18 protein-coding genes are annotated in these 19,514 nt (G+C 65.4%); 11 read left to right on the top strand and 7 right to left on the bottom strand.

Going from position 1 to position 19,514, the window contains the following annotated elements; all coding sequences use genetic code 11:
- Positions 1-211: 211 nt before the first annotated feature.
- The 7 genes from QQZ18_RS08290 to QQZ18_RS08320 all read left to right on the top strand — a co-directional run bounded on the left by QQZ18_RS08290 (position 212) and on the right by QQZ18_RS08320 (position 7,339).
- Positions 212-1,114, top strand: a complete 903-nt coding sequence (locus tag QQZ18_RS08290) for an N-acetylmuramic acid 6-phosphate etherase (protein WP_284539978.1) — start codon at positions 212-214, stop codon at positions 1,112-1,114.
- A 49-nt stretch (positions 1,115-1,163) separates the two neighbouring features.
- Positions 1,164-2,420 (top strand): ABC transporter substrate-binding protein, encoded by a 1,257-nt coding sequence (locus tag QQZ18_RS08295; protein WP_284539980.1) that lies wholly within the window; start codon positions 1,164-1,166, stop codon positions 2,418-2,420.
- Between the two features lie 92 nt (positions 2,421-2,512).
- Complete coding sequence (locus tag QQZ18_RS08300) at positions 2,513-3,463, top strand: carbohydrate ABC transporter permease (protein ID WP_284539982.1); 951 nt, start codon at positions 2,513-2,515, stop codon at positions 3,461-3,463.
- 11 nt (positions 3,464-3,474) lie between these two features.
- Positions 3,475-4,314 carry a carbohydrate ABC transporter permease gene (locus tag QQZ18_RS08305; RefSeq protein WP_284539984.1) on the top strand — a complete coding sequence of 280 codons (840 nt, stop codon included), beginning with the start codon at positions 3,475-3,477 and terminating at the stop codon, positions 4,312-4,314.
- Positions 4,311-5,369 (top strand): Gfo/Idh/MocA family protein, encoded by a 1,059-nt coding sequence (locus QQZ18_RS08310; RefSeq protein ID WP_284539986.1) that lies wholly within the window; start codon positions 4,311-4,313, stop codon positions 5,367-5,369. Before QQZ18_RS08305 ends, QQZ18_RS08310 begins: the two co-directional genes overlap by 4 nt.
- A 5-nt stretch (positions 5,370-5,374) precedes the next feature.
- A complete protein-coding gene (locus QQZ18_RS08315; RefSeq protein WP_284539988.1) occupies positions 5,375-6,376 on the top strand; it encodes an ABC transporter ATP-binding protein in 1,002 nt (333 codons plus the stop codon).
- Between the two features lie 135 nt (positions 6,377-6,511).
- Positions 6,512-7,339: an AraC family transcriptional regulator gene (locus tag QQZ18_RS08320; RefSeq protein ID WP_284539989.1), complete on the top strand. Its 828-nt coding sequence runs from the start codon at positions 6,512-6,514 to the stop codon at positions 7,337-7,339.
- 40 nt (positions 7,340-7,379) lie between these two features.
- On the opposite strand, the gene gor is transcribed toward QQZ18_RS08320, so the two are convergent.
- Positions 7,380-8,747 (bottom strand): glutathione-disulfide reductase, encoded by a 1,368-nt coding sequence (gene gor, locus QQZ18_RS08325; protein ID WP_284539991.1) that lies wholly within the window; start codon positions 8,745-8,747, stop codon positions 7,380-7,382.
- Between the two features lie 71 nt (positions 8,748-8,818).
- Positions 8,819-9,325 (bottom strand): DUF2059 domain-containing protein, encoded by a 507-nt coding sequence (locus QQZ18_RS08330; RefSeq protein WP_284539993.1) that lies wholly within the window; start codon positions 9,323-9,325, stop codon positions 8,819-8,821.
- 372 nt (positions 9,326-9,697) lie between these two features.
- Here QQZ18_RS08330 and gph point away from each other — a divergent pair, with 372 nt between their 5' ends.
- On the top strand, positions 9,698-10,366 hold the full coding sequence (gene gph, locus QQZ18_RS08335) for a phosphoglycolate phosphatase (protein WP_284539995.1): 669 nt from the start codon (positions 9,698-9,700) through the stop codon (positions 10,364-10,366).
- A gap of 4 nt (positions 10,367-10,370) precedes the next feature.
- Here gph and QQZ18_RS08340 read toward each other — a convergent pair whose 3' ends face one another.
- Both QQZ18_RS08340 and QQZ18_RS08345 read right to left on the bottom strand, forming a co-directional pair.
- Entirely contained in the window at positions 10,371-11,009 is a 639-nt protein-coding gene (locus tag QQZ18_RS08340) for a DUF6766 family protein (protein WP_284539997.1), read from the bottom strand.
- Positions 11,010-11,168: 159 nt separating this feature from the next.
- Positions 11,169-11,654: an MgtC/SapB family protein gene (locus QQZ18_RS08345; protein ID WP_284539999.1), complete on the bottom strand. Its 486-nt coding sequence runs from the start codon at positions 11,652-11,654 to the stop codon at positions 11,169-11,171.
- Positions 11,655-12,106: 452 nt separating this feature from the next.
- On the opposite strand from QQZ18_RS08345, the gene QQZ18_RS08350 reads away from it, so the two are divergent.
- Both QQZ18_RS08350 and QQZ18_RS08355 read left to right on the top strand, forming a co-directional pair.
- Positions 12,107-14,299: a methyl-accepting chemotaxis protein gene (locus QQZ18_RS08350; RefSeq protein WP_284540001.1), complete on the top strand. Its 2,193-nt coding sequence runs from the start codon at positions 12,107-12,109 to the stop codon at positions 14,297-14,299.
- A 148-nt stretch (positions 14,300-14,447) separates the two neighbouring features.
- Positions 14,448-15,266 (top strand): HesA/MoeB/ThiF family protein, encoded by an 819-nt coding sequence (locus QQZ18_RS08355; protein WP_284540003.1) that lies wholly within the window; start codon positions 14,448-14,450, stop codon positions 15,264-15,266.
- A 6-nt stretch (positions 15,267-15,272) separates the two neighbouring features.
- Here the strand turns inward: QQZ18_RS08355 and QQZ18_RS08360 are convergent, their stop codons facing one another.
- Together QQZ18_RS08360 and moaC are read right to left on the bottom strand one after the other, a co-directional pair.
- Positions 15,273-16,478 carry a molybdopterin molybdotransferase MoeA gene (locus QQZ18_RS08360; RefSeq protein ID WP_284540004.1) on the bottom strand — a complete coding sequence of 402 codons (1,206 nt, stop codon included), beginning with the start codon at positions 16,476-16,478 and terminating at the stop codon, positions 15,273-15,275.
- On the bottom strand, positions 16,475-16,990 hold the full coding sequence (gene moaC, locus QQZ18_RS08365; RefSeq protein ID WP_284540007.1) for a cyclic pyranopterin monophosphate synthase MoaC: 516 nt from the start codon (positions 16,988-16,990) through the stop codon (positions 16,475-16,477). The genes QQZ18_RS08360 and moaC overlap by 4 nt, the downstream gene beginning before the upstream one ends.
- A gap of 98 nt (positions 16,991-17,088) precedes the next feature.
- Here moaC and QQZ18_RS08370 point away from each other — a divergent pair, with 98 nt between their 5' ends.
- Complete coding sequence (locus QQZ18_RS08370) at positions 17,089-17,799, top strand: HAD family hydrolase (RefSeq protein ID WP_284540009.1); 711 nt, start codon at positions 17,089-17,091, stop codon at positions 17,797-17,799.
- 51 nt (positions 17,800-17,850) lie between these two features.
- On the opposite strand, the gene QQZ18_RS08375 is transcribed toward QQZ18_RS08370, so the two are convergent.
- Entirely contained in the window at positions 17,851-19,452 is a 1,602-nt protein-coding gene (locus QQZ18_RS08375) for a helix-turn-helix domain-containing protein (protein WP_284540011.1), read from the bottom strand.
- Positions 19,453-19,514: the final 62 nt, after the last annotated feature.

The following is a 19,514-nucleotide window of genomic DNA, read 5'->3' on the forward strand; positions in this document are numbered from 1 at the left end:
GTACCAAAAAAATACCATTTGCCAATCGGCATATTGGTCGAGCCCTCCGCTTTTTTGGGGCTGAATACTCAACTAATTGATTTAAATCGAACAATCAACCTGACCAGCTTCTGGGAGAACCGTGCCGGTCGCAAAAGTGAATGAATTATGATTGCCCCTCTGGACAAGTGGTAGCTTTTTGGCATTATTGCCCGGGTGGGGGAATGGCACAATGACGGCAAAGCTCGGCACCGAGGATCGCGATGTCAATGCGAAGGGGTTCGACACCCTGCCGCCGACGCGGATACTCGAAGTGCTCGCCGCGGCCCAGGTGAACGCGGCGCGAAGCGTCGAAGCCGCCATTCCCGCCATTGCCAAAGCATCCGAACGCGCCGCCGCCGCATTGATGTCGGGCCATCGCCTCGTCTACATCGGCGCCGGCAGCTCCGGTCTGATGGCGCTTGCCGACTGCCTGGAACTGCCCGGCACCTACGGCATCGGCCTTAACGAGGCCATCGTCGTTCTGGCCGGCGGCCGCGACAGTCTCGTCGACATGCTGGGAACGGGCGAAGACGATGTCGAGGCGGGAGCTGCCGATCTCGCGGCCACCGGCATCGACCGGGGCGACTGCGTGATCGCCGTGTCCGCCTCCGGCTCGACGCCCTACACGGTCGCCGCCGTCCACGCCGCCAAAGAGCGTGGCGCCACGGTGATCGGCATCGCCAATAACGACGGTGCACCGCTTCTTCAGGCCGCCGACGTGGCGGTTCTGCTCAGGACGCCGCCGGAAGTGGTGTCCGGCTCGACCCGCATGGGTGCCGGTACGGCGCAGAAGATCGCCCTCAACATGCTGTCGACGCTGATGGCCGTCCACCTCGGCCATGTCCACGACGGCCACATGGTCAACGTCAGGGCCGACAACGACAAGCTCAGGGCGCGCGCCGCCCGCATCGTGTCAGACATCACCGGAATTTCGACCGACACGGCAACAGGGCTCCTGCGGGAGAGCCGTGGCTCGGTCAAGCACGCCATTCTGCTCGCCGCCGGCGCGGGAGATATCGAGGCGGCCAATGCCGCTCTCGTCGAGGCCGGCCAAAACCTGCGTCGGGCGATGTCGCTCGTCGCAAAACTATAATCGGGGTTCTCAACGCGCGTCTTCGGACGCGAGCAAAGGGAGACGGACGATGTATCGCACTACGTTGCAGGGTATCCTGCTGGCATCGAGCATCCTCGCCGGCGTCGGCACGGCCATGGCGGCCGATGTCACGCTCAACATCGAGAGCTGGCGCAACGACGACCTTCAGATCTGGCAGGAAAAGATCATTCCGGCCTTCGAGGCCAAGCATCCGGGTATCAAGGTCACCTTCTCGCCGAGCGCGCCGACCGAATACAACGCGGCGCTCAATGCCAAGCTCGACGCGGGCTCGGCCGGCGATCTCGTCGCCTGCCGGCCGTTCGACACGTCGCTCGAACTGTTCAACAAGGGCAAGCTCGAAGATCTGACGGCCCTCGAAGGCATGAAGAACTTCTCCGACGTCGCCAAGTCCGCGTGGAGCACTGACGACGGCGCGAAGACCTTCTGCGTGCCGATGGCGTCCGTCATCCATGGCTTCATCTACAACAAGGAAGCCTTCGAGAAGGTCGGCGCCGAGGTTCCGAAGACCGTCGACCAGTTCTTCGCGGTCCTCGAGAAGCTGAAGGCCGACGGCACCTACATTCCGATGGCCATGGGCACCAAGGACATGTGGGAAGCCGCCACGATGGGCTACCAGAACATCGGGCCGACCTACTGGAAGGGCGAGGAAGGCCGCAAAGCGCTGATCGCCGGCACCCAGAAGCTGACCGACGATCCGTGGGTCGAACCCTATCGCGTGCTCGCCAAGTGGAAGCCGTACCTCGGCGATGGCTTCGAGGCCCAGACCTACCCGGACAGCCAGAACCTGTTCACGCTCGGCCGCGCCGCCATCTACCCGGCCGGTTCTTGGGAAATCTCGCTGTTCAACACCGCCGGCCTGAAGCTCGGCGCCTTCCCGCCGCCGGTCGCGAAAGACGGGGATGCCTGCTACATCTCCGACCACAACGACATCGCCATGGGCCTCAACGCGGCCAGCGCCCACAAGGAGGAAGCCAAGGTGTTCCTCGAGTGGGTGGCCTCGCCCGAGTTCGCCTCGATCTACGCCAACGCGCTGCCGGGCTTCTTCAGCCTGAACTCGACGGCCGTCGAGATGAGCGATCCGCTGGCCAAAGAGTTCGTCTCCTGGCGCGAGACCTGCAAGCCGACCATCCGTTCGACCTATCAGATCCTGTCGCGCGGCACGCCCAACCTCGAGAACGAGACCTGGGCTGAATCGGCCAACGTGATCAACGGCACCGACACGCCGGAAGTCGCCGCCAAAAAGCTGCAGGACGGCCTCGACAGCTGGTACAAGCCGGCCAAGTGACGTGACACACGGCGGCGGCGCGGCTCTCCGCGCCGCCGTTCCTTCCGCCTGTCGGCCATCGCCGACCGGCCGCCGGCGCCACAGAGACTGACATGACCGACCTTGCACCCGAACAGGGCGGGGAAGCCTCGCGGCGGCGGCCGCGGCGTTGGCATATCCTCGTCTTCCTCGCCCCTGCCGTCTTCATCTACACGGCGGTGATGATCCTGCCGCTCTTCGAGACGCTGCGGCAGTCCTTCTTCAACGTCGTCGACGGCGAGCACGTCTTCGTCGGCTTTTCGAACTTCGCGACATTGTTCGGCGACCCGCGCTGGGCGGCCGACTTCTGGAACGCGCTCGGCAACAACTTCGTGTTCTTTCTGATCCACATGGCGGTGCAGAACCCGATCGGCATCGCCCTCGCCGCGCTGCTGTCGCTGCCGGGCCTGAGGTTCGCCGCCTTCTACCGCACGGCCTTCTTCCTGCCGACGCTGCTGTCCTTCGTGATCGTCGGCTTCATCTGGAAGCTGATCCTGTCGCCGATCTGGGGCGTCGCCCCATGGCTGATGGATCTCGTCGGCATGAAGGCGCTGTTCGGCCCCTGGCTCGGCAAGCCGGGTTCGGCGCTAATCGCCGTGTCGCTGGTCTCGGTGTGGCAGTTCATCGGCATTCCGATGATGCTGATCTACGCCGCGCTCCTCAACATTCCCGAGGAGGTGATCGAGGCGGCCGAGATCGACGGCATCACCGGCTGGGGGCAGTTCTTCAAGATCAAGCTGCCGCTCATCCTGCCGGCCATCGGCATCATCTCGATCCTCACCTTCGTCGGCAACTTCAACGCCTTCGACCTCGTCTACACCATGCAGGGGGCGCTGGCCGGACCGGACAAGGCGACCGACATCCTCGGCACCTTCCTTTACCGCACCTTCTTCGGCTTCCAGCTTCAGCTCGGGGACCAGTCGATGGGCGCAACCATCGCCACCATCATGTTCCTGATCATCCTGACGGGTGTCTGCATCTACCTGTTCGGCATCCAGCGGCGCATCCGCCGTTACCAGTTCTGACGGAGGGGCGGATGTCCAAGGCAAGACAATCGACGCTGCGCACCAGCCTCGTCCATGTGGCGCTGATCGCCTACACGCTGGTGGCGCTGTTTCCGGTGTTTCTCACCATCATCAACTCGTTCAAGAGCAAACAGGCGATCTTCGGCCAGCCGCTCCGCCTGCCCGGCCCGTCGACCTTCAGCCTGATCGGCTACGAGACGGTGCTGAAGCAGGGCGACTTCGTCACCTACTTCCAGAACAGCACCATCGTCACGGTCGTCTCGATCTTCCTGGTGCTGCTGTTCGGCGCCATGGCCGCCTTCGCCCTGGCTGAGTATCGCTTCCGCGGCAACACGATGATGGGGCTCTATCTTGCCATCGGCATCATGATCCCGATCCGCCTGGGCACGGTGGCGCTGTTGCAGGGCATGGTGGCGACCGGCCTCGTCAACACGCTGACCGCCCTCGTCCTCGTCTACACGGCGCAAGGGTTGCCGCTCGCCATCTTCATCCTGTCGGAGTTCATGCGGACGGTGTCGGACGACCTCAAGAACGCCGGGCGCATCGACGGCCTCAGCGAGTACTCCATCTTCTTCCGCCTGGTGCTGCCGCTCGTCCGGCCGGCCATGGCGACGGTGGCGGTCTTCACCATGATCCCCATCTGGAACGACCTGTGGTTCCCGCTGATCCTGGCACCCGGCGAAAGCACCAAGACGGTGACGCTCGGCGCGCAGCTGTTCATCGGCCAGTTCGTCACCAACTGGAACGCCGTGCTGGCGGCGCTGTCGCTCGCCATCTTCCCGGTGCTCATCCTCTACGTCATCTTCTCGCGGCAACTCATCCGCGGCATTACCTCGGGAGCGGTCAAATGACATCGCCCGTTCGGGTTCTCTCCGCCGGCCTCGGCAACATGGGCCGGAGCCACGCCCTCGCCTACCATCGCAATCCCGGCTTCGAGATCGCCGGCCTCGTCAACCGCACCAAGGTGGCGTTGCCGGACGAGCTCCGGGGCTATGAGATCGCGCCCTCCTTCCCGGAGGCGCTCAAGGCGCTCAAGCCCGACATGGCGTCGATCAGCACCTACTCGGAGAGCCACGCCGATTACGCGGTGATGGCCATGGAACAGGGTTGCCACGTCTTCGTGGAAAAGCCGCTGGCCACCACGGTGGCCGACGCGCGGCGGATCATCGACTGCGCCGTCGCCAACAAGCGCAAGCTCGTCATCGGCTACATCCTGCGCCACCACCCGTCCTGGCAGCGCTTCATCGCCGAGGCGCGGGCGCTGGGCGGCCCTTACGTGTTCCGCATGAACCTCAACCAGCAATCCTCGGGCAAGACCTGGGAGACGCACAAGGCGCTGATGAACACCACCGCACCGATCGTCGACTGCGGCGTGCACTACATCGACGTCATGTGCCAGGTGACCGACGCGGAGCCGACGGAAGTCCGGGGCATGGGCCTCCGCCTTTCCAACGAGATCGCGGCGGACATGTACAACTACGGCCACCTGCAGGTGCTGTTCTCGGACGGCTCGGTCGGCTGGTACGAGGCCGGCTGGGGGCCGATGATGTCCGAGCAGGCCTTCTTCGTGAAGGATATCATCTCGCCCAACGGCTCGGCCTCCATCGTCATGAGGGAGGGCAAGTCGGACGACGTCGACGCCCATACCCGCACCTCGACCATCCGCGTCCACAAGGCGGCGACCGGTGCCGACGGCGCCTTCCTTGCGCCCGACGTCGACCACACCATGTCCGGCGAGCCGGGTCATCAGGACCTCTGCGAGCTCGAACAGGCCTACATGCTGAAGGCGATCGTCGAGGATATCGACCTTACCCAGCACATGAACGACGCCCTGAAATCGCTGGCCGTCTGCCTCGCCGCCGACGAGAGCGTCCGCACCGGCAAGCCGATCAAATTGCAAGGATAAGCCCCGTGGGATCGCTGGAACTCAGGAACATCAGAAAGTCCTTCGGCGCGCAGGAGGTGCTGAAGGGCATCGACCTCCAGGTGAAAGACGGCGAGTTCGTCATCTTCGTCGGCCCATCCGGCTGCGGCAAGTCGACGCTGCTGCGCTCGATCGCCGGCCTTGAGGACGTCACCTCGGGCGCCGTGCGGATCAACGGTGAGGACGTGACCGTGACGCCACCGGCCAAGCGCGGCATCGCCATGGTCTTCCAGACCTACGCGCTCTACCCGCACCTCAGCGTGCGCGACAACATGTCGCTCGGTCTCAAGCAGGCCGGCACGCCGGCCGCCGAGATCGACGTCCGCGTTGCCAAGGCGACGGAGATGCTGTCGCTGGAGCCCTACCTGAAACGTCGGCCGGCCGAACTCTCGGGCGGCCAGCGGCAGCGCGTCGCCATCGGCCGCGCGCTGGTGCGCGAGCCCGAGCTGTTCCTGTTCGACGAGCCTCTCAGCAACCTCGACGCGGCGTTGCGCGTGCAGACGCGCGTCGAGATCGCCCGCCTGCATCGCCAGCTCGGCGCCACCATGATCTACGTGACGCACGACCAGGTCGAAGCCATGACGCTGGCCGACCGCATCGTCGTGCTGAACAGCGGCGTCATCGAGCAGATCGGCTCGCCGATGGAGCTCTACAATCGGCCGGCCAACCTGTTCGTCGCCGGCTTCATCGGCTCGCCGCAGATGAACTTCATCGAGGCCGCGCGCATCGGCGAGGCGGGCGCCACCATCGGCATCCGGCCGGAGCATCTGTCGGTGTCGCCCACGGAAGGCCGCTTCAAGGGCAAGGTCATCCACGCCGAACATCTCGGTGCCGACACCAATCTCTATCTTGAATCCGAGACCGCCGGCCTCGTGACCGTTCGCCTGTTCGGCGAGCACCGCTACGCCGCCGACGACATCGTCTATGCGACACCCGACCCAGCCAAGATCCACCGCTTCGACGAGAGTGGCCGAACGATCGCAAGCTGATCTCTGGAACATGCTCTTGCCAACGCCGCCTTCGGGCGGCGTTTTCGTTATTGTCGGCGCGATCCGCAATTCCGATCAAGCGGAGCGTTCGGGCTTCGGCCATCAAGGAAGCGCTCTCAGAGTCGCGAGGAAGAGATGAGCGTCCTGGAAAAGGCGATCTGGTATCTGGAACTGAACGTCGGGCGGCCGTTTACGCTCGCCGAACTCGCCGATCGCTGCGGCGCCAGTCCCTGGCATATCACGCGTCTCTTTCAGGGCAGTGTCGGCCTCGCGCCAATGAGCTACCTGAGGGCGCGGCGGCTCGCGATCGCCGCCGAGGCGCTGGCAAAAGGCGATCGGGAAATCCTGCCGATCGCCCTCGACGCCGGCTACGGCTCGCATGAAGCCTTCACCCGCGCCTTCGTCGGCTGTTTCGGCGTGCTTCCGAGTACGGTCCGACAGGCCGGGACGACAGAAACCCTCGCTTTGATGGAACCATGGACCATGCGCAAGGATATGATCATCGATATCGCCGCCCCCGATTTGCGGGAGCGCGAAGCGTTCCGGGTGATGGGTCTTTCGACCCGTTGCACCTTCGAGACCAACTCCGTCATCTCAAAGGTGTGGGGCGAGTTAGACCATCACCGGGACGACATTCCGGCGGCTGTCCCCGACGTCTACTATGGCGTCTGCTGCGACATGGAGGCCGACGGTCACTTCCGCTACGTCGCCGGCCTCGCGACCAAAGCGACGCATCTGCCCGACGGTCTCGACGCGGTGGATATTCCGGCAAGCCGCTATGCCGTCTTCAAGCACGTCGGCCACATCTCGGACTTCAACAAGACCGTCTACACCGTCTGGAACAAGGGCCTGCCCGATGCCGGTCTGACGCCGGCCAAGACGCCCGACTTCGAGCTCTACGACGACCGTTTCGATGCCGAGACCTGCGTTGGTACGGTGGAAATCTGGATCCCGGTCGCCTGAGGCGGCTCGATGGACTGCCATCCCGCCGTCCCTCCTCAGGTTACCTGTGGCGCACCGATGGCGTCCGCAGCGTGACCAGTTCCTCGGCGGCAGTGGGATGGACGGCCATGGTGCGATCGAAGTCGCGCTTGGTCGCCCCCATGGTCATGGCGATGCCGACGATCTGGATCATCTCGCCGGCATCCGGTCCCATGATGTGAACCCCGAGCACGCGATCGGTGACCGCATCGACGACCACCTTCATGAAGGTGCGCTCGTCGCGGCCGGCGAGAATGCTGCGCATCGGCCGGAACTCGGCCTTGTAGACATCCACGGCCTTGTAGGCGGCGCAGGCCGCTTCCTCGGACAGGCCGACCGTGCCGACCTCAGGCGTGGTGAAAATCGCCGTCGGGATGTTCGAGTGGTCGGCAAAGCTCTCCCGGCCGCCGAACACCGTATCGGCGAAGGCGTGCCCCTCGCGGATCGCCACCGGGGTCAGCTGCGCCCGATTGGTGACGTCGCCGACGGCGTAGATGCCGGACACCGAGGTCTCCGACAGCGCGTTGACGACGACGGCGCCATCGGGATCGAGCGTGACGCCCAGCGTCTCCAGGCCCAGCCCGGTCGTGTTCGGCTTGCGGCCGGTGGCGGCCAGAATGAGATCGGTGTCGAGGTTGGCGCCATCCATTAGCTCGACGGCGAAGCCGACCGCCGTCTTGTCGATACGCCGGACCTGCACGCCCGTTCGCACGTCGACGCCCCGCGCCCGGAGCGCGTCGGCGAGCTTGTCCCTCACCTCGCGATCGAAGCCGCGCAACACCTGCTCTCCGCGGTAAAGCACGGTGACGGCAACGCCGAGCCCGTTGAGGATGGACGCGAACTCGAGGGCGATGTAGCCGCCGCCGACGACCACGGCCTTTTCCGGCAGGGCCGGCAGGTCGAACATGTCGGTCGATGTGACGGCGTGCTCCATGCCGGGCACATCCGGCAGCACCGGGCGATTGCCGGTGGCGATCAGGATGCGGCCGGCAGTGACGGTCCTCCCCTCGGCCACGAGGCGGATTTCGTTGGGACCCGTGATGACGGCACGGTCGCGGATGATCTCCACGCCGGACCGTTCGAGATTGCCGGCATAGATGCCTTCGAGACGGGTGATCTCCCGCTCCTTGGCCGCCCTCAGCGCGTCCCAGTCGAACGACCGGTCGCCTACCGACCAGCCGAAGCCGGCCGCGTCGTTGAACTCGCCGGCGAATCGGGAGGCGTAGACCAGCAGCTTTTTCGGAACGCAGCCGCGAATGACGCAGGTGCCGCCGACGCGCGACTCTTCGGCAATAGCGACGCGCGCGCCGTAGCCGGCAGAAATGCGAGCGGCGCGGACTCCGCCGGAGCCCGCGCCGATGACGAAGAGATCATAGTCGAAGGATGCCATCACCAACCGCCATATCGAGGAACTTACGTCCTCATATCATGTCGTTGGTGCGTGTTGGCAATCGACCTGCCTCAGAAGCTGTAGCCGCGCTTGTTCAGCTCGTCGCGAGACCGGGTGAGGATCTCCGTCGACAGGGCGTCGCGCCAGATGCCGGCCGAGCGCATGGAGTCCTGAATGATAACCGGCGCAAGCTGGCCGTATTTCTCGCCGATCGGCGAGCTGAAGAAGGCGGTGATCTGCTTCAGTTCGTCTTCGCTGAACCGGCCGGCCCAGACGCGCTCAAGCTCGCGATCGAGATCGGGGCGGCGCTTGGCAAGATCGAGGGCAACGGCGCCCACGACTTCCTCGATGTCCTTGGTGGCTCCGGGATTGGAACGCTGGAACAAGGCCTTGGTCTGCTCGGCGAGCACGAGCAGGATTTCGTTGAACTGCTCGGAAGCATGGGCGGCGGCGATGGTCTCACGGGCCGCGGCGAGATGGGACTCGGTGAAGTCCTCAGACAGTGCCGGAGACGCCAGCGCGGCGATCACCATGGCCGCCGCCAGCGGGCGGCGGAGAAGGTTCAGGGTCCGGTGCATAAACAAAATCTCCGATATCGACTTCGTCGTTGGCTTCATTCGTCCAGAAGGGCAGGCCCTTGTCACGATCGGCCCCTGCGCCAGGGCGACTCCGTCACAGAATCGCCGGCGGTTTCGATCGCGCCGAAGCGCCGTCGCCCAGCCTGTGAAACCGAATTCTGGCGAAATGATGCGCCCGCCGCGATCAAGCCCCATTTCCCCCGAAACGGCCCCCGCTGGTTTGCCGCAAACTGCGCAATGTCGCAAGCCCGTTGCGCCCCGACGCGACCTTTGTTGGCCCTTTCGGTCCTGCCGGGCGGCGGATAATGCTCGCTCCGAGGCCCCGGCATGCTAAATCCCTCTCATCGTTGCAGAAGGAGCATGGAACCGCCGATGCGCCCGGTTGTCGTTTTCGATCTCGATGGCACGCTTCTCGACACCGGCCCCGATCTTCTGAGGGCCCTCAACCGAACGCTCGACGGCGAGGGTCTGGCCGGCCTCGGCCGTGCGGACGTGGCGGGTCTGTTCGGGCACGGTGCGCGGGCGCTGATCGGCGAAGGGTTCCGCCGCTCCGGACGCGTGCCGGACGATGCCCGGCTGCCCGAACTGGTCGACCGTTTCATCGCCTTCTACGGAGCGGAGATCGCGGTGGAAACGCGCCCCTATCCGGGCCTCGTCGAAGCGCTCGCCCGCCTCTCCCGGCGTGGCATCGGCCTTGCGGTCTGCACCAACAAGCGGGAGGCGCTCAGTCACGCGGTACTCAAGGGGACGGGTCTCGCGCCCCTGTTTGCGGCGGTGGTCGGCGGGGACAGCCTGCCGGAACAGAAACCGCATCCGCGGCCGCTGCTCGAGGCGATCGCCCGGGCCGGTGGCACGCCGGACGCCGCAGTGATGGTCGGCGACAGCGAAACGGACGTCGCCACCGCGCGCGCCGCCGCGCTCCCCGTCGTCGCCGTCACCTTCGGCTACGGCGGGCGCCCGGCGACCGAGTTCGGCGCCGATGCCGTCATAAGTCATTACGATGAGCTCGATGGGGCCATCGACGCGCTTCTGCCGGGTTGAGACCCTACGCTCCGGTCTCGGTGTTGGAGGCGCCGACCGGCTTCGATTCCGGCGAGCCCTGATGCCGCAGGAAGATCGACAGCACCACCAGTACGGCGGTCGACAGAAACTCCGACTGCCAGTTCTGGAAGGACTCGAACCAGAGCTGGGCATCCAGGAAATAGGCGCCGAACGACAGAAGCTCGCCACCGTGCCGGGCAGCTTCCTCGTTGGCCGCCACGTAGCTCGACCACCAGTGCAGGAAAAAGGACACCGCAAACAGGGCGGCAAGCGTGAGACCGAGTGCGTTCGAATAGAGCCAGGACAGGATGGGATGACGCCGATGCAGCGCGGGCGGCAGCTCGTCACCCGGTCGATCGGGATTGTCGGGATCGCGCGATTCCGCCGAACCGCGTTGGAACAGCATGGCCGTCAGGATGACGTAGACCGACATCTGCAAGAACTCGCTTTCCCAATTTTCGAATAGCGCCGACAGGAAAGCGCCTGTGCCGAGATAGGCAAGAAGGCCGACGGCCGGTACGTTGTGGTTCGTGAGCTCCTCATTGTAGCTGGCATGGCCGGCCAGGATCATGCCAACGGCACTGATCAGGAACATCGCCATCAGAGCGACCGTCAGCCCATTGTCCCGCAAAAAGACTCTCACGATTCCCCTCCTTCCGCCGAGCGGCGAGACGGCCTGTACCGCGCCGGAGCCGGCCCCTTGCCTCGAGACAGGTCCCGGCCGTGCAACGCCAAAAGGAAACGCCGGCTCGCTCGTTTCGTTCCGGCCGTGGCCGCCGGCCGAGTGGCGGAACCGAAGGTGTCACTCGTCCTTGAGGCCGGTCGCGGATTGCAGATGCCTGAGCAGCCAGAGAATGACGATGCCGGCAAAGCTGGCCAGCAGCGCAACCGGCCACAGGCCGAGACCGCAGGCGAGGCCTATGGCGCCGGAAAGCCACATGCTGGCGCCGGTCGTCAGCCCCTTCACGTCGCCCTTGGTGAAAACGATGACGCCGGCCGCCAGAAAGGTAATCCCAGCGGTAACCGCCTCGACCAGCCGGATCGGATCGAACCGCATCGCGGCATTCCCGTCGCCCAGCGTCTCCATCATGTAGAGGGTGATCATGCAGAAGGTGGCGACGGCCAGCCCGACCAGCATGTTGGTCCTGAGACCGGCCGGATTCTTGTGAGCGCCCCGTTCAAGCCCGATCAGGCCGCACAAAAGGGCGGCGCCAAGCGTTCTCAGCAGCAGGACCTCGATCGGCAACGGAAACTCGAAACTGAATTCGTCGGCAAGACTTTGAGGCATACCCCATCTCCCGGTTCTCCGACAAAACAAGCGCCAAAGAGGAGATTGGTTCCGGCCCTCGAGGAGAAGTAGCGGCCGAAGCAACGAGCCGAAGCGGACTGTCGGTAGCGTTTACCGCCAGCTTTGCATTCTATACCGAGCCTTTACTTGGCGTTCAGAGATGATCTGATCCATACGCGAAGATAATACCTGACCAATCCGGCATAGTTTTCGAAATAAAAACGTGATTTCCACAACGTTTACGCGAAACGACAAAAGTCTACATCTGAGAAAAATACGAATCTAGCCCCACACCCGCCGCCTGTACCGCACCAGTCCTATCGATTACGACAAAGGTAGATGCACTGAACATCGACCTTATTGTGCGGCGAATATTTTTTCGTTGTTAACTGTTGGCGACTAGACAGGGGGAAGCTGCCGCTCGGACAGCGATGTCAAAGCTGGGGGATCCAGTGAGCATTCAATCGATTAAAGTCAAGATCGTCGCGCTCTCCGTCGTCTGCCTGGTCACGACGGTCGCGGCTGTCGTTGGCTACGGCGTGTTCGCCAGCAACACGGTCAATGAGCAGACGAACACGAGCGTATCCCAACTGCTCGAGACCAAATCGCGCGAAGCCCTCCTGGGCGTCGCCACCACGCAGGCCGGAGACATCCGGGCCGAAGTGGATACGGCCTTCGCCGCCGCCCGCAACATGGCGCGCGCCTTCGAGATGATGGTCGAGGACGATCAGTCCGCGACGCCGGCGGAACTGCGTCGAGCCCAGCTCAACGCCACGCTGCTCAACGTCCTCAAGGACAATCCTCGCTTCAACGGCACCTACAGCGCGTGGGTCGCCGATGGTCTCGACGGCAACGACGCCGCATTCAAGGGCAAGGCGACCATCGGCTCGGACGACACCGGGCGCGCCCTGCCCTACTGGACGCGTGACGGCGCCGGCAAGATCGCCCTTCAGCCGCTGGTCGAGTACGACAGCCGCGAGAGCCATGGCAACGGTCTCATGAAAGGCGGCTGGTTCATCGGCCCGCAAGAGACCGGCAAGGAAAGCATCCTGGCGCCGTTGCCCTATATCGTGCAGGGCAAGGCGGTGTATCTCGCGACGATGTCGGTTCCCATCACCGTCAAGGGCAAGTTCCTGGGCGTTGCCGGTGCCGACTTCGATCTGTCGGCCATCCAGAAGCTCGCCGAAGCGGTCAACGGACAGATCTATGGTGGCAAGGGCACCGTCACGATCGTGACCGACAAGGGTCTGGTCGTCGCCTCCAGCCTCGATCCGACGGCGATCGGCGGGCCGATGTCGAAAATCGACGCGTCCTGGCAAGAGGACATGCAAACGGTCGCATCGGCCAAGCAGCTCGTGACTTACGACGAATCCAACGATCGCCTGCGCGTGTTCGCGCCGGTCCCCCTCGGCCGAACCGGCATGAACTGGTCGGTGATCATCGGAGTTCCTCGTTCCGTCGTCATGGCCGACGCCAGCATGCTCGCGACCGAAACGGCCGCAGCGCAGAGTGAGAGCACCAGCAACCAGATCCTTGTGTCGATGGTGGTCGCCTTCGCCGGCATCATCGTCATGTGGCTGGTGTCGCTATCGGTGAGCAGGCCCATTCAGCGCCTGACCGCCGCCATGGAAGGCCTTGCGGGCCGCCAGACCGGCATCGTCGTGCCCGGCACCAACCGCAAGGACGAGATCGGCGCGATGGCGCGAACCGTCGGCGTCATTCAGGACAACGCCGTCATCGACGCCAGGGAGGCCAGCGAGCAGTCCGCGGCCAATGACGCGCGGATCGCTGCCGAGCGGAAGACCGCGATGGCCAGGATGGCCGACGAATTCGAGCGGTCCGTCGGAGCGATCGTCGGTTCGGTGTCCTCGGCGTCGACCCAGTTGCAGTCGGCCGCCCAGACCCTGACCCGCAACGCCGAGGACACCTCGGTGCGCTCCTCCGAAGTCGCCCACGCCTCCGAAGAGGCTTCGGCCAACGTCAACACGGTCGCCGCGGCGTCCGAGGAGATGGCGGTCTCGGTCCAGGAGATCAGCCGGCAGGTGGCCGATAGCGCCAGGATGGCGGCAAGCGCCGTGCAGGAAGCCATCGGAACGGCCAAGACGGTGAAGGAGCTCTCCGACGCCGCCCAGCGCATCGGCGAGATCATCGACCTGATCGGCAACGTCGCCGGACAGACCAATCTTCTGGCCCTCAACGCGACGATCGAGGCGGCCCGCGCCGGAGAAGCCGGAAAGGGCTTTGCGGTGGTGGCCTCCGAGGTCAAGAACCTCGCCGACCAGACGGCGAAGGCGACGGCGCAGATCAGCGCCCAGATTTCCGGGATCCAGTCGTCCACCGAGACGGCGGTCACAGCGATCGACAGCATCTCGAAGACGATCGAGCAGATGGACCAGATCGCGGCCCTGATCGCCTCGGCGGTGGAAGAACAGGCGGCGACGACGCAAGGCATTGCCCAGAACGTCCAGAGCGCGTCGACGGGCACGGCCGGCGTTTCCCGCAACATCGCCCTGGTGACCCAGGCAGCGTCCGCGACCAGCGCCGCCGCCGAGCAGGTCCTGAGTTCCTCGGCGGAGCTGTCCCAGCAGTCGGACATGCTCAAGGTGCAGGTCAGCACCTTCCTGACGACCGTCAGAGCCGCCTGAGACCGCCCCATAGGCCAACCGACCTGCGAGAGACCGAAAGGTTTCCCGCAGGTCTTTCTTTTGCGGCGACGCTGGAAAGCGCGGCGCCGATACGCGATGATCCATCGCCGCACGCCTTGCCGAAGCGGACACACCAAGGATCCGACCGATGACTTTGAGCCAGGACGAAGTTCGTCGCTATTCTCGCCATCTGTTGCTGCGGGACGTCGGCGGTCCCGGCCAGCAGAAGCTGAAGGCGGCGAGAGTGCTGTGCGTCGGCGCCGGCGGGCTCGGTTCTCCCATCATCGAATATCTTGCCGCTGCGGGCGTCGGAACGCTCGGGCTCGTCGACGACGACGTGGTGTCGCTGTCCAATCTGCAGCGGCAAGTCGTTCACTCCACCGCCAACGTCGGCAAGCCGAAGGTGGAGAGCGCAGCCGAGCGCATCGCCGCGCTGAACCCGCATGTGACGACGGAGCTCTTTCCGGTTCGCCTCGATGGCGACAATGTCGCCGGCATCGTCGAGCGTTTCGACGTCGTCGTCGACGGAACGGACAACTTCCAGACACGCTTCCTGGTGGCGGATGCGGCCTATGCGCTCCAGAAGCCGCTGGTGACCGCGGCCGTTCAGGAGTTCTATGGGTCGGTGACGACCCTCCAGCCCTATCTGTCTGGCGACGACGGCCGCCCCCTGCCGAGTTGGCGTTGCCTGATGCCGCACGAACCGCAAGGCGACGTGCCGACATGCGCCCAGGTGGGCATTCTCGGCGCCGTGGTCGGCGTGCTCGGCACGCTTGCGGCCTGCGAGGTGCTGAAGCTCATCACCGGCGTCGGCACGCCGCTGATCGGCAGGCTGCTGATGGTCGACATCCGGGACATGCGTGTCGACAGCATCGGCTACAAGCGCCGTCCCGACACGGTGCCGCCAACCGTGAAGGGCGGACGGGCGGGCGCCGACAAGGCCCCGATGTTGGCTTCAGAGCCCTGACGCCGGTCAATCCCGATCGAGCCGGATGACCTCGACCATCTCGCCCGCCGAAATGGCGGGTGCGTGCTCCGGCCGGATGACCAGAGCATTGGCCGCCGCCATCGTCCGCATCAGCGACGAGTCCTGCTTGGCGAAGGGCGTTACGTGCAACTGCCTTTCCTTCGTCGCCAGGTGACCGCGCAGGTAATCGCGCCGCAGATCGTTGGGGCCCAGAGCCCCGTCGAGCACGGCGAGCAAGGTTTCCGGCAGCACGTCGCAGCGCCCCAGGAGGGCGCGGATCAACGGCGCCAGGAACAGAACGCCGCAGACAAGGGTCGACACCGGGTTGCCGGGAAGGCCGAGCACCTCGGCCTGTCCGACCCGACCGTGCATCAGCGGCTTGCCAGGGCGCATGGCGACCTTCCAGAAGCCGATCGCCGCGCCCTCCGCCTCAAGCGCGGCGCGGGTGTAGTCGTGGTCGCCGACCGAGGCCCCACCGATCACCACCACCACGTCGGCGCCACCATCGAGGGCAAGCCGGATGTGCCGGCGCAACATGCCGAGATCGTCGGGGGCGATGCCGAGATCGATCGGAACGCCCCCGGCTTCGGCGATCAGGTGGGCGAGCGCCACCGAAGACGATGCGACGATCTGGTGAGGCTGGAGAACGCTTCCAGGCGGCATCAGTTCGTCGCCCGAGGCGATCAGGGCGACCCGTGGTCGACGACGGACCGACAGGCTTTCGTGGTTCATGGCCGCAGCCAGCCCCAAGGTGCCGAAGCCGAGACGCACCCCGGCGTTGAGACAGACATCGCCCTCGCTGAAGTCGATCCCGCGCGCCCGGACGTAATGGCCGGACACCGGCTGCGACTTGAAACGGACGCGGTCGCCATCCCGCTCGGCCTCTTCCTGCATGACGACGCAGTCGGTCCCCGCCGGCAGCGGAGCGCCGGTGAAGATGCGGACGGCCTCCCCCGCCTGCGCGTCGGCGGCAAAGCCATGACCGGCCGCCGCCTCCCCGATGACGCGCAGCCAGACATCGCCTGCCGAGGCCGCCGAGACGGCGTAACCGTCCATCGAGGAAATGGGAACCGGCGGCTGCGTCCGGCGGGCCTTGAGATCGACGGCCAGCACCCGCCCGCCCGCGTCGCCGAGCGGCACCCGCTCGCTGCCGGTCGGACGAACGGCGGACAGGAGTTCGGTCTGGGCGGCATCCACTGAAATCAACGTCATGACAACTCCTGTCGGCGATCAGGCGAACCGTCGGGCCCCGCCTGCCAATGGCCGGATTTGCCACCACTCTTCTCGACGAGGTGGATGGCCTCGATGCGCACGCCCTTCTCGACCGCCTTGACCATGTCGTAGATCGTCAGGCAGGCGACCGAAACGGCGGTCAGCGCTTCCATCTCGACGCCCGTCTTGCCGGAGCAACGGACGGTCGCCGACACGACGATGCCGGGCAAGGCCGGGTCCGGGTCGAGCTGCAGCACGACGCCCGACAGCGCCAGCGGATGGCAGAGGGGAATGAGGTCGGCCGTCTTCTTGGCGGCCATGATGCCCGCCAGCCGCGCGGTGGCGATCACGTCGCCCTTCGGTATGCCGCCCTCGACGATCAGCGCCAGCGTCTCCGCCTTCATGACCACCCGGCCGCTGGCCGTCGCCGCCCGCTGGGTGACGTCCTTTTTTCCGACGTCGACCATATGGGCGGCGCCCTTGTCGTCCAAGTGACTGAGTCCATCCTTCATGGCGTGCTTTTCTCCAGCAACACTGAGGCTTGGGCCATTTCGCCCATCGGCTTCTCCATCGCGCCCTTCCGGTCGCAGAAGCACAGGGGACGCCCGGCATGCAACAGATTCCCGACGGTCGCTTCCACAGCGTCCTCGCCGCCGACTACGACGGCACCATAGCCGAGCATGGCAGGGTCAGCGCTGTCACGGAGGCGACACTCCGGTCGTTGCGCGAGGCCAACTTCAGGCTGATTCTGGTTTCCGGCCGGCGGCTCGGGAATATCCTTCCGATTTGCGGCGTTCTCGACCTGTTCGAAACGGTGATCCTGGAGAACGGCGCCGTGTCCTACTCTCCTCGCACCGGAACCGAGCAATTGATCGCGCCGGCAGTCGACGAGCGGTTCCTCGCCGACCTCGCGCGGGACCTTCCCGGCGAGCCGCTGTTCGTCGGTCGGTCGATGGTGGCCACCGACGCGGGCAATGCCATACGGGTCGAAACGACGATCGAGCGGGGCGGCTACGATCTCCGGACGGTTAGCTGCGGCGGTCGGGTTCTGGTGTTGCCGGCGGGCATCGACAAGGGCAGCGGCCTTTCCCATGCCCTTGCCGGCCTTGGCGCGCCGCGCGATCGCGTGGTCGCCGTCGGAGACGAGGAAAACGACATTGCCCTCTTTGAGGGATGCGGGCTGCGCGCAGCGGTCGGCACCGCATCGCCCCGGCTCAAGGCGGCCGCCGACATCGTGTTGCCGGGCGGCTGCGAGGACAGCATACGCCATCTTGCCAGCCTGCTGCTCGCCGCCGCCATTACGGGCGGCACGACGGCATGACCCGAGCATCAGGCCCGCCAGAACACCCCGCCGTCGCGACAGGGCACCCTTTCAGCGCAAGATCCGCAACTCCTCCCTGAGGCTCTCGACATCCGGAATGACGAAGGTGCGCGGCGCCGGCCGCTGGATGTCGCCCGAGCGGATGAGCTCTGCCAGAACCGTCGATACCGACTGGCGCGCCGCACCGATGGCCATGGCAAGGTCGTCGCCATGAGGGGCACCGTCGATGACGATACCCGCCGACGTCTGGCGTCCGTCATGCTCGGCCATTTCGCACAGGTAGCGGATCAGCCGATAGCGCACGCTGCGGAAGGCCATTTCGCCGACCATGGTCAGCGACCGGTTCAGCATCTTCTCGACGGCCGGCAGGATGCACATGCCGAACTCGGGATGATCGCGGGTCAGCCGCCGGAACAGGGTGCGCGGGATCACCGCCGCCTCGCCCTCCTTGCGAACCTCGACCACCATTTCCGGCTGGAGCGGCACCGCGTCGCCAGGGCCCATAGTGAACAGGGTCAGCTCCTTGCCCTCGTGCGAGGCGAAGCACCGGTAGCGACCCGATGCGACCACGAGAATGGCCTCTCCCGTCTCGTCCATCAGGTTGGCGCCATAGACCAGGTGCCCGACCTTCATCTTGCGGAGCTTGGGGCCGCCATCGGCCTGAAGCGCCTCGAGCACCACATGCGGCAGCGCATCCCTGCCGGCGGGCTCGGCCAGCACCGGCTGCTTGAGCTCGCGATCGATGGTCTTCGCCGGCTCGGCGCCGGCTTGCCCCTTGCGCGGCATCTGCATGCGGGCGAAGAAGGTCGATCCCTGCGCGGACTGCACGACGCACTCGTCGGCCGATGCCTGGCGTGTGACGCTGGCGTGCTGAACCGAGAACAACTGCCGGAAATGCATGACGCCGATGGCCGACCAGCTCAGGCCGATCAGTTCCACGGCCGTCCGGTTGGCGCCAACAAGGCGATCGCTGTCGAAGGCCAGCAGTCCCTCGCCGGGGCTGCCCAGGAGGCGCGGGTTCGAATGCAGGTGCATCTGCTCAAAGCGGCCATAGCGCCGCTCGAACAGGCGTCGCTCGATCTCGCTCGCGGCCCGCTTCAGGAGCGGCAGCGAATAGTCATGGGCGATGGAGACCGACGTCGACAGGTCGATGATGCCCGCCAAGGCACCGCAAGGGTCGATGATCGGCACCGCCGAGCAACTGATGTCGGTGTTGCCGTTGCAGAAATGCTCGGCACCGATGACGGACAGGGCGAAGCGTTCGGAAAGGGCCGTGCCGATGGCGTTGGTTCCCATCGCCTGTTCCGACCAGTCGCCGCCGGCGCACAGGCCGATCCGCTCCGCTTCGTCGCTGAACGTGTTGTCGCCCAGGCGAACCAGCACCACCCCGTTGGGATCGGTCAGCACGACCACGCCGCCGAGCGGCTGCGTCTCGCGGCAAAGCGTGACGATTTCACCCCACGCCGAAACCAGCAGTTCCTCGTTTCTCTCTCTCAGCTCCTTGAGGGCCGTCTCCGTGAGGCGCGTCTCCCGTCGGCGCGACGCCCCGTTGGCAAGGCCGTGCAGGCTGCTGCGTTCCCACGAGCGCAAGATGGGCAACGGGATGCCCTCGGGCACGATGCCGTCGGCCATGAACTTCGAGCGAACGGCCAACAGCCGCCCCTGATCGGGAAGCGGGCCGGGACGCGCATTCCGCTCGTGCCGTCCCGAAATGC

The sequence above is a fragment of the Pleomorphomonas sp. T1.2MG-36 genome (assembly GCF_950100655.1).
In the GTDB taxonomy this organism is placed as follows: domain Bacteria; phylum Pseudomonadota; class Alphaproteobacteria; order Rhizobiales; family Pleomorphomonadaceae; genus Pleomorphomonas.

What these genes read in the sequence shown, in the direction of transcription:
- QQZ18_RS08360 (WP_284540004.1), bottom strand. Translation starts at nt 16,478, where the DNA reads ATGACGTTGATTTCAGTGGATGCCGCCCAGACCGAACTCCTGTCCGCC.
- moaC (WP_284540007.1), bottom strand. Translation starts at nt 16,990, where the DNA reads ATGAAGGATGGACTCAGTCACTTGGACGACAAGGGCGCCGCCCATATG.
- QQZ18_RS08370 (WP_284540009.1), top strand. Translation starts at nt 17,089, where the DNA reads ATGCAACAGATTCCCGACGGTCGCTTCCACAGCGTCCTCGCCGCCGAC.
- gor (WP_284539991.1), bottom strand. Translation starts at nt 8,747, where the DNA reads ATGGCATCCTTCGACTATGATCTCTTCGTCATCGGCGCGGGCTCCGGC.
- QQZ18_RS08295 (WP_284539980.1), top strand. Translation starts at nt 1,164, where the DNA reads ATGTATCGCACTACGTTGCAGGGTATCCTGCTGGCATCGAGCATCCTC.
- QQZ18_RS08310 (WP_284539986.1), top strand. Translation starts at nt 4,311, where the DNA reads ATGACATCGCCCGTTCGGGTTCTCTCCGCCGGCCTCGGCAACATGGGC.
- QQZ18_RS08330 (WP_284539993.1), bottom strand. Translation starts at nt 9,325, where the DNA reads ATGCACCGGACCCTGAACCTTCTCCGCCGCCCGCTGGCGGCGGCCATG.
- QQZ18_RS08290 (WP_284539978.1), top strand. Translation starts at nt 212, where the DNA reads ATGACGGCAAAGCTCGGCACCGAGGATCGCGATGTCAATGCGAAGGGG.
- QQZ18_RS08345 (WP_284539999.1), bottom strand. Translation starts at nt 11,654, where the DNA reads ATGCCTCAAAGTCTTGCCGACGAATTCAGTTTCGAGTTTCCGTTGCCG.
- QQZ18_RS08305 (WP_284539984.1), top strand. Translation starts at nt 3,475, where the DNA reads ATGTCCAAGGCAAGACAATCGACGCTGCGCACCAGCCTCGTCCATGTG.
- QQZ18_RS08320 (WP_284539989.1), top strand. Translation starts at nt 6,512, where the DNA reads ATGAGCGTCCTGGAAAAGGCGATCTGGTATCTGGAACTGAACGTCGGG.
- gph (WP_284539995.1), top strand. Translation starts at nt 9,698, where the DNA reads ATGCGCCCGGTTGTCGTTTTCGATCTCGATGGCACGCTTCTCGACACC.
- QQZ18_RS08300 (WP_284539982.1), top strand. Translation starts at nt 2,513, where the DNA reads ATGACCGACCTTGCACCCGAACAGGGCGGGGAAGCCTCGCGGCGGCGG.
- QQZ18_RS08355 (WP_284540003.1), top strand. Translation starts at nt 14,448, where the DNA reads ATGACTTTGAGCCAGGACGAAGTTCGTCGCTATTCTCGCCATCTGTTG.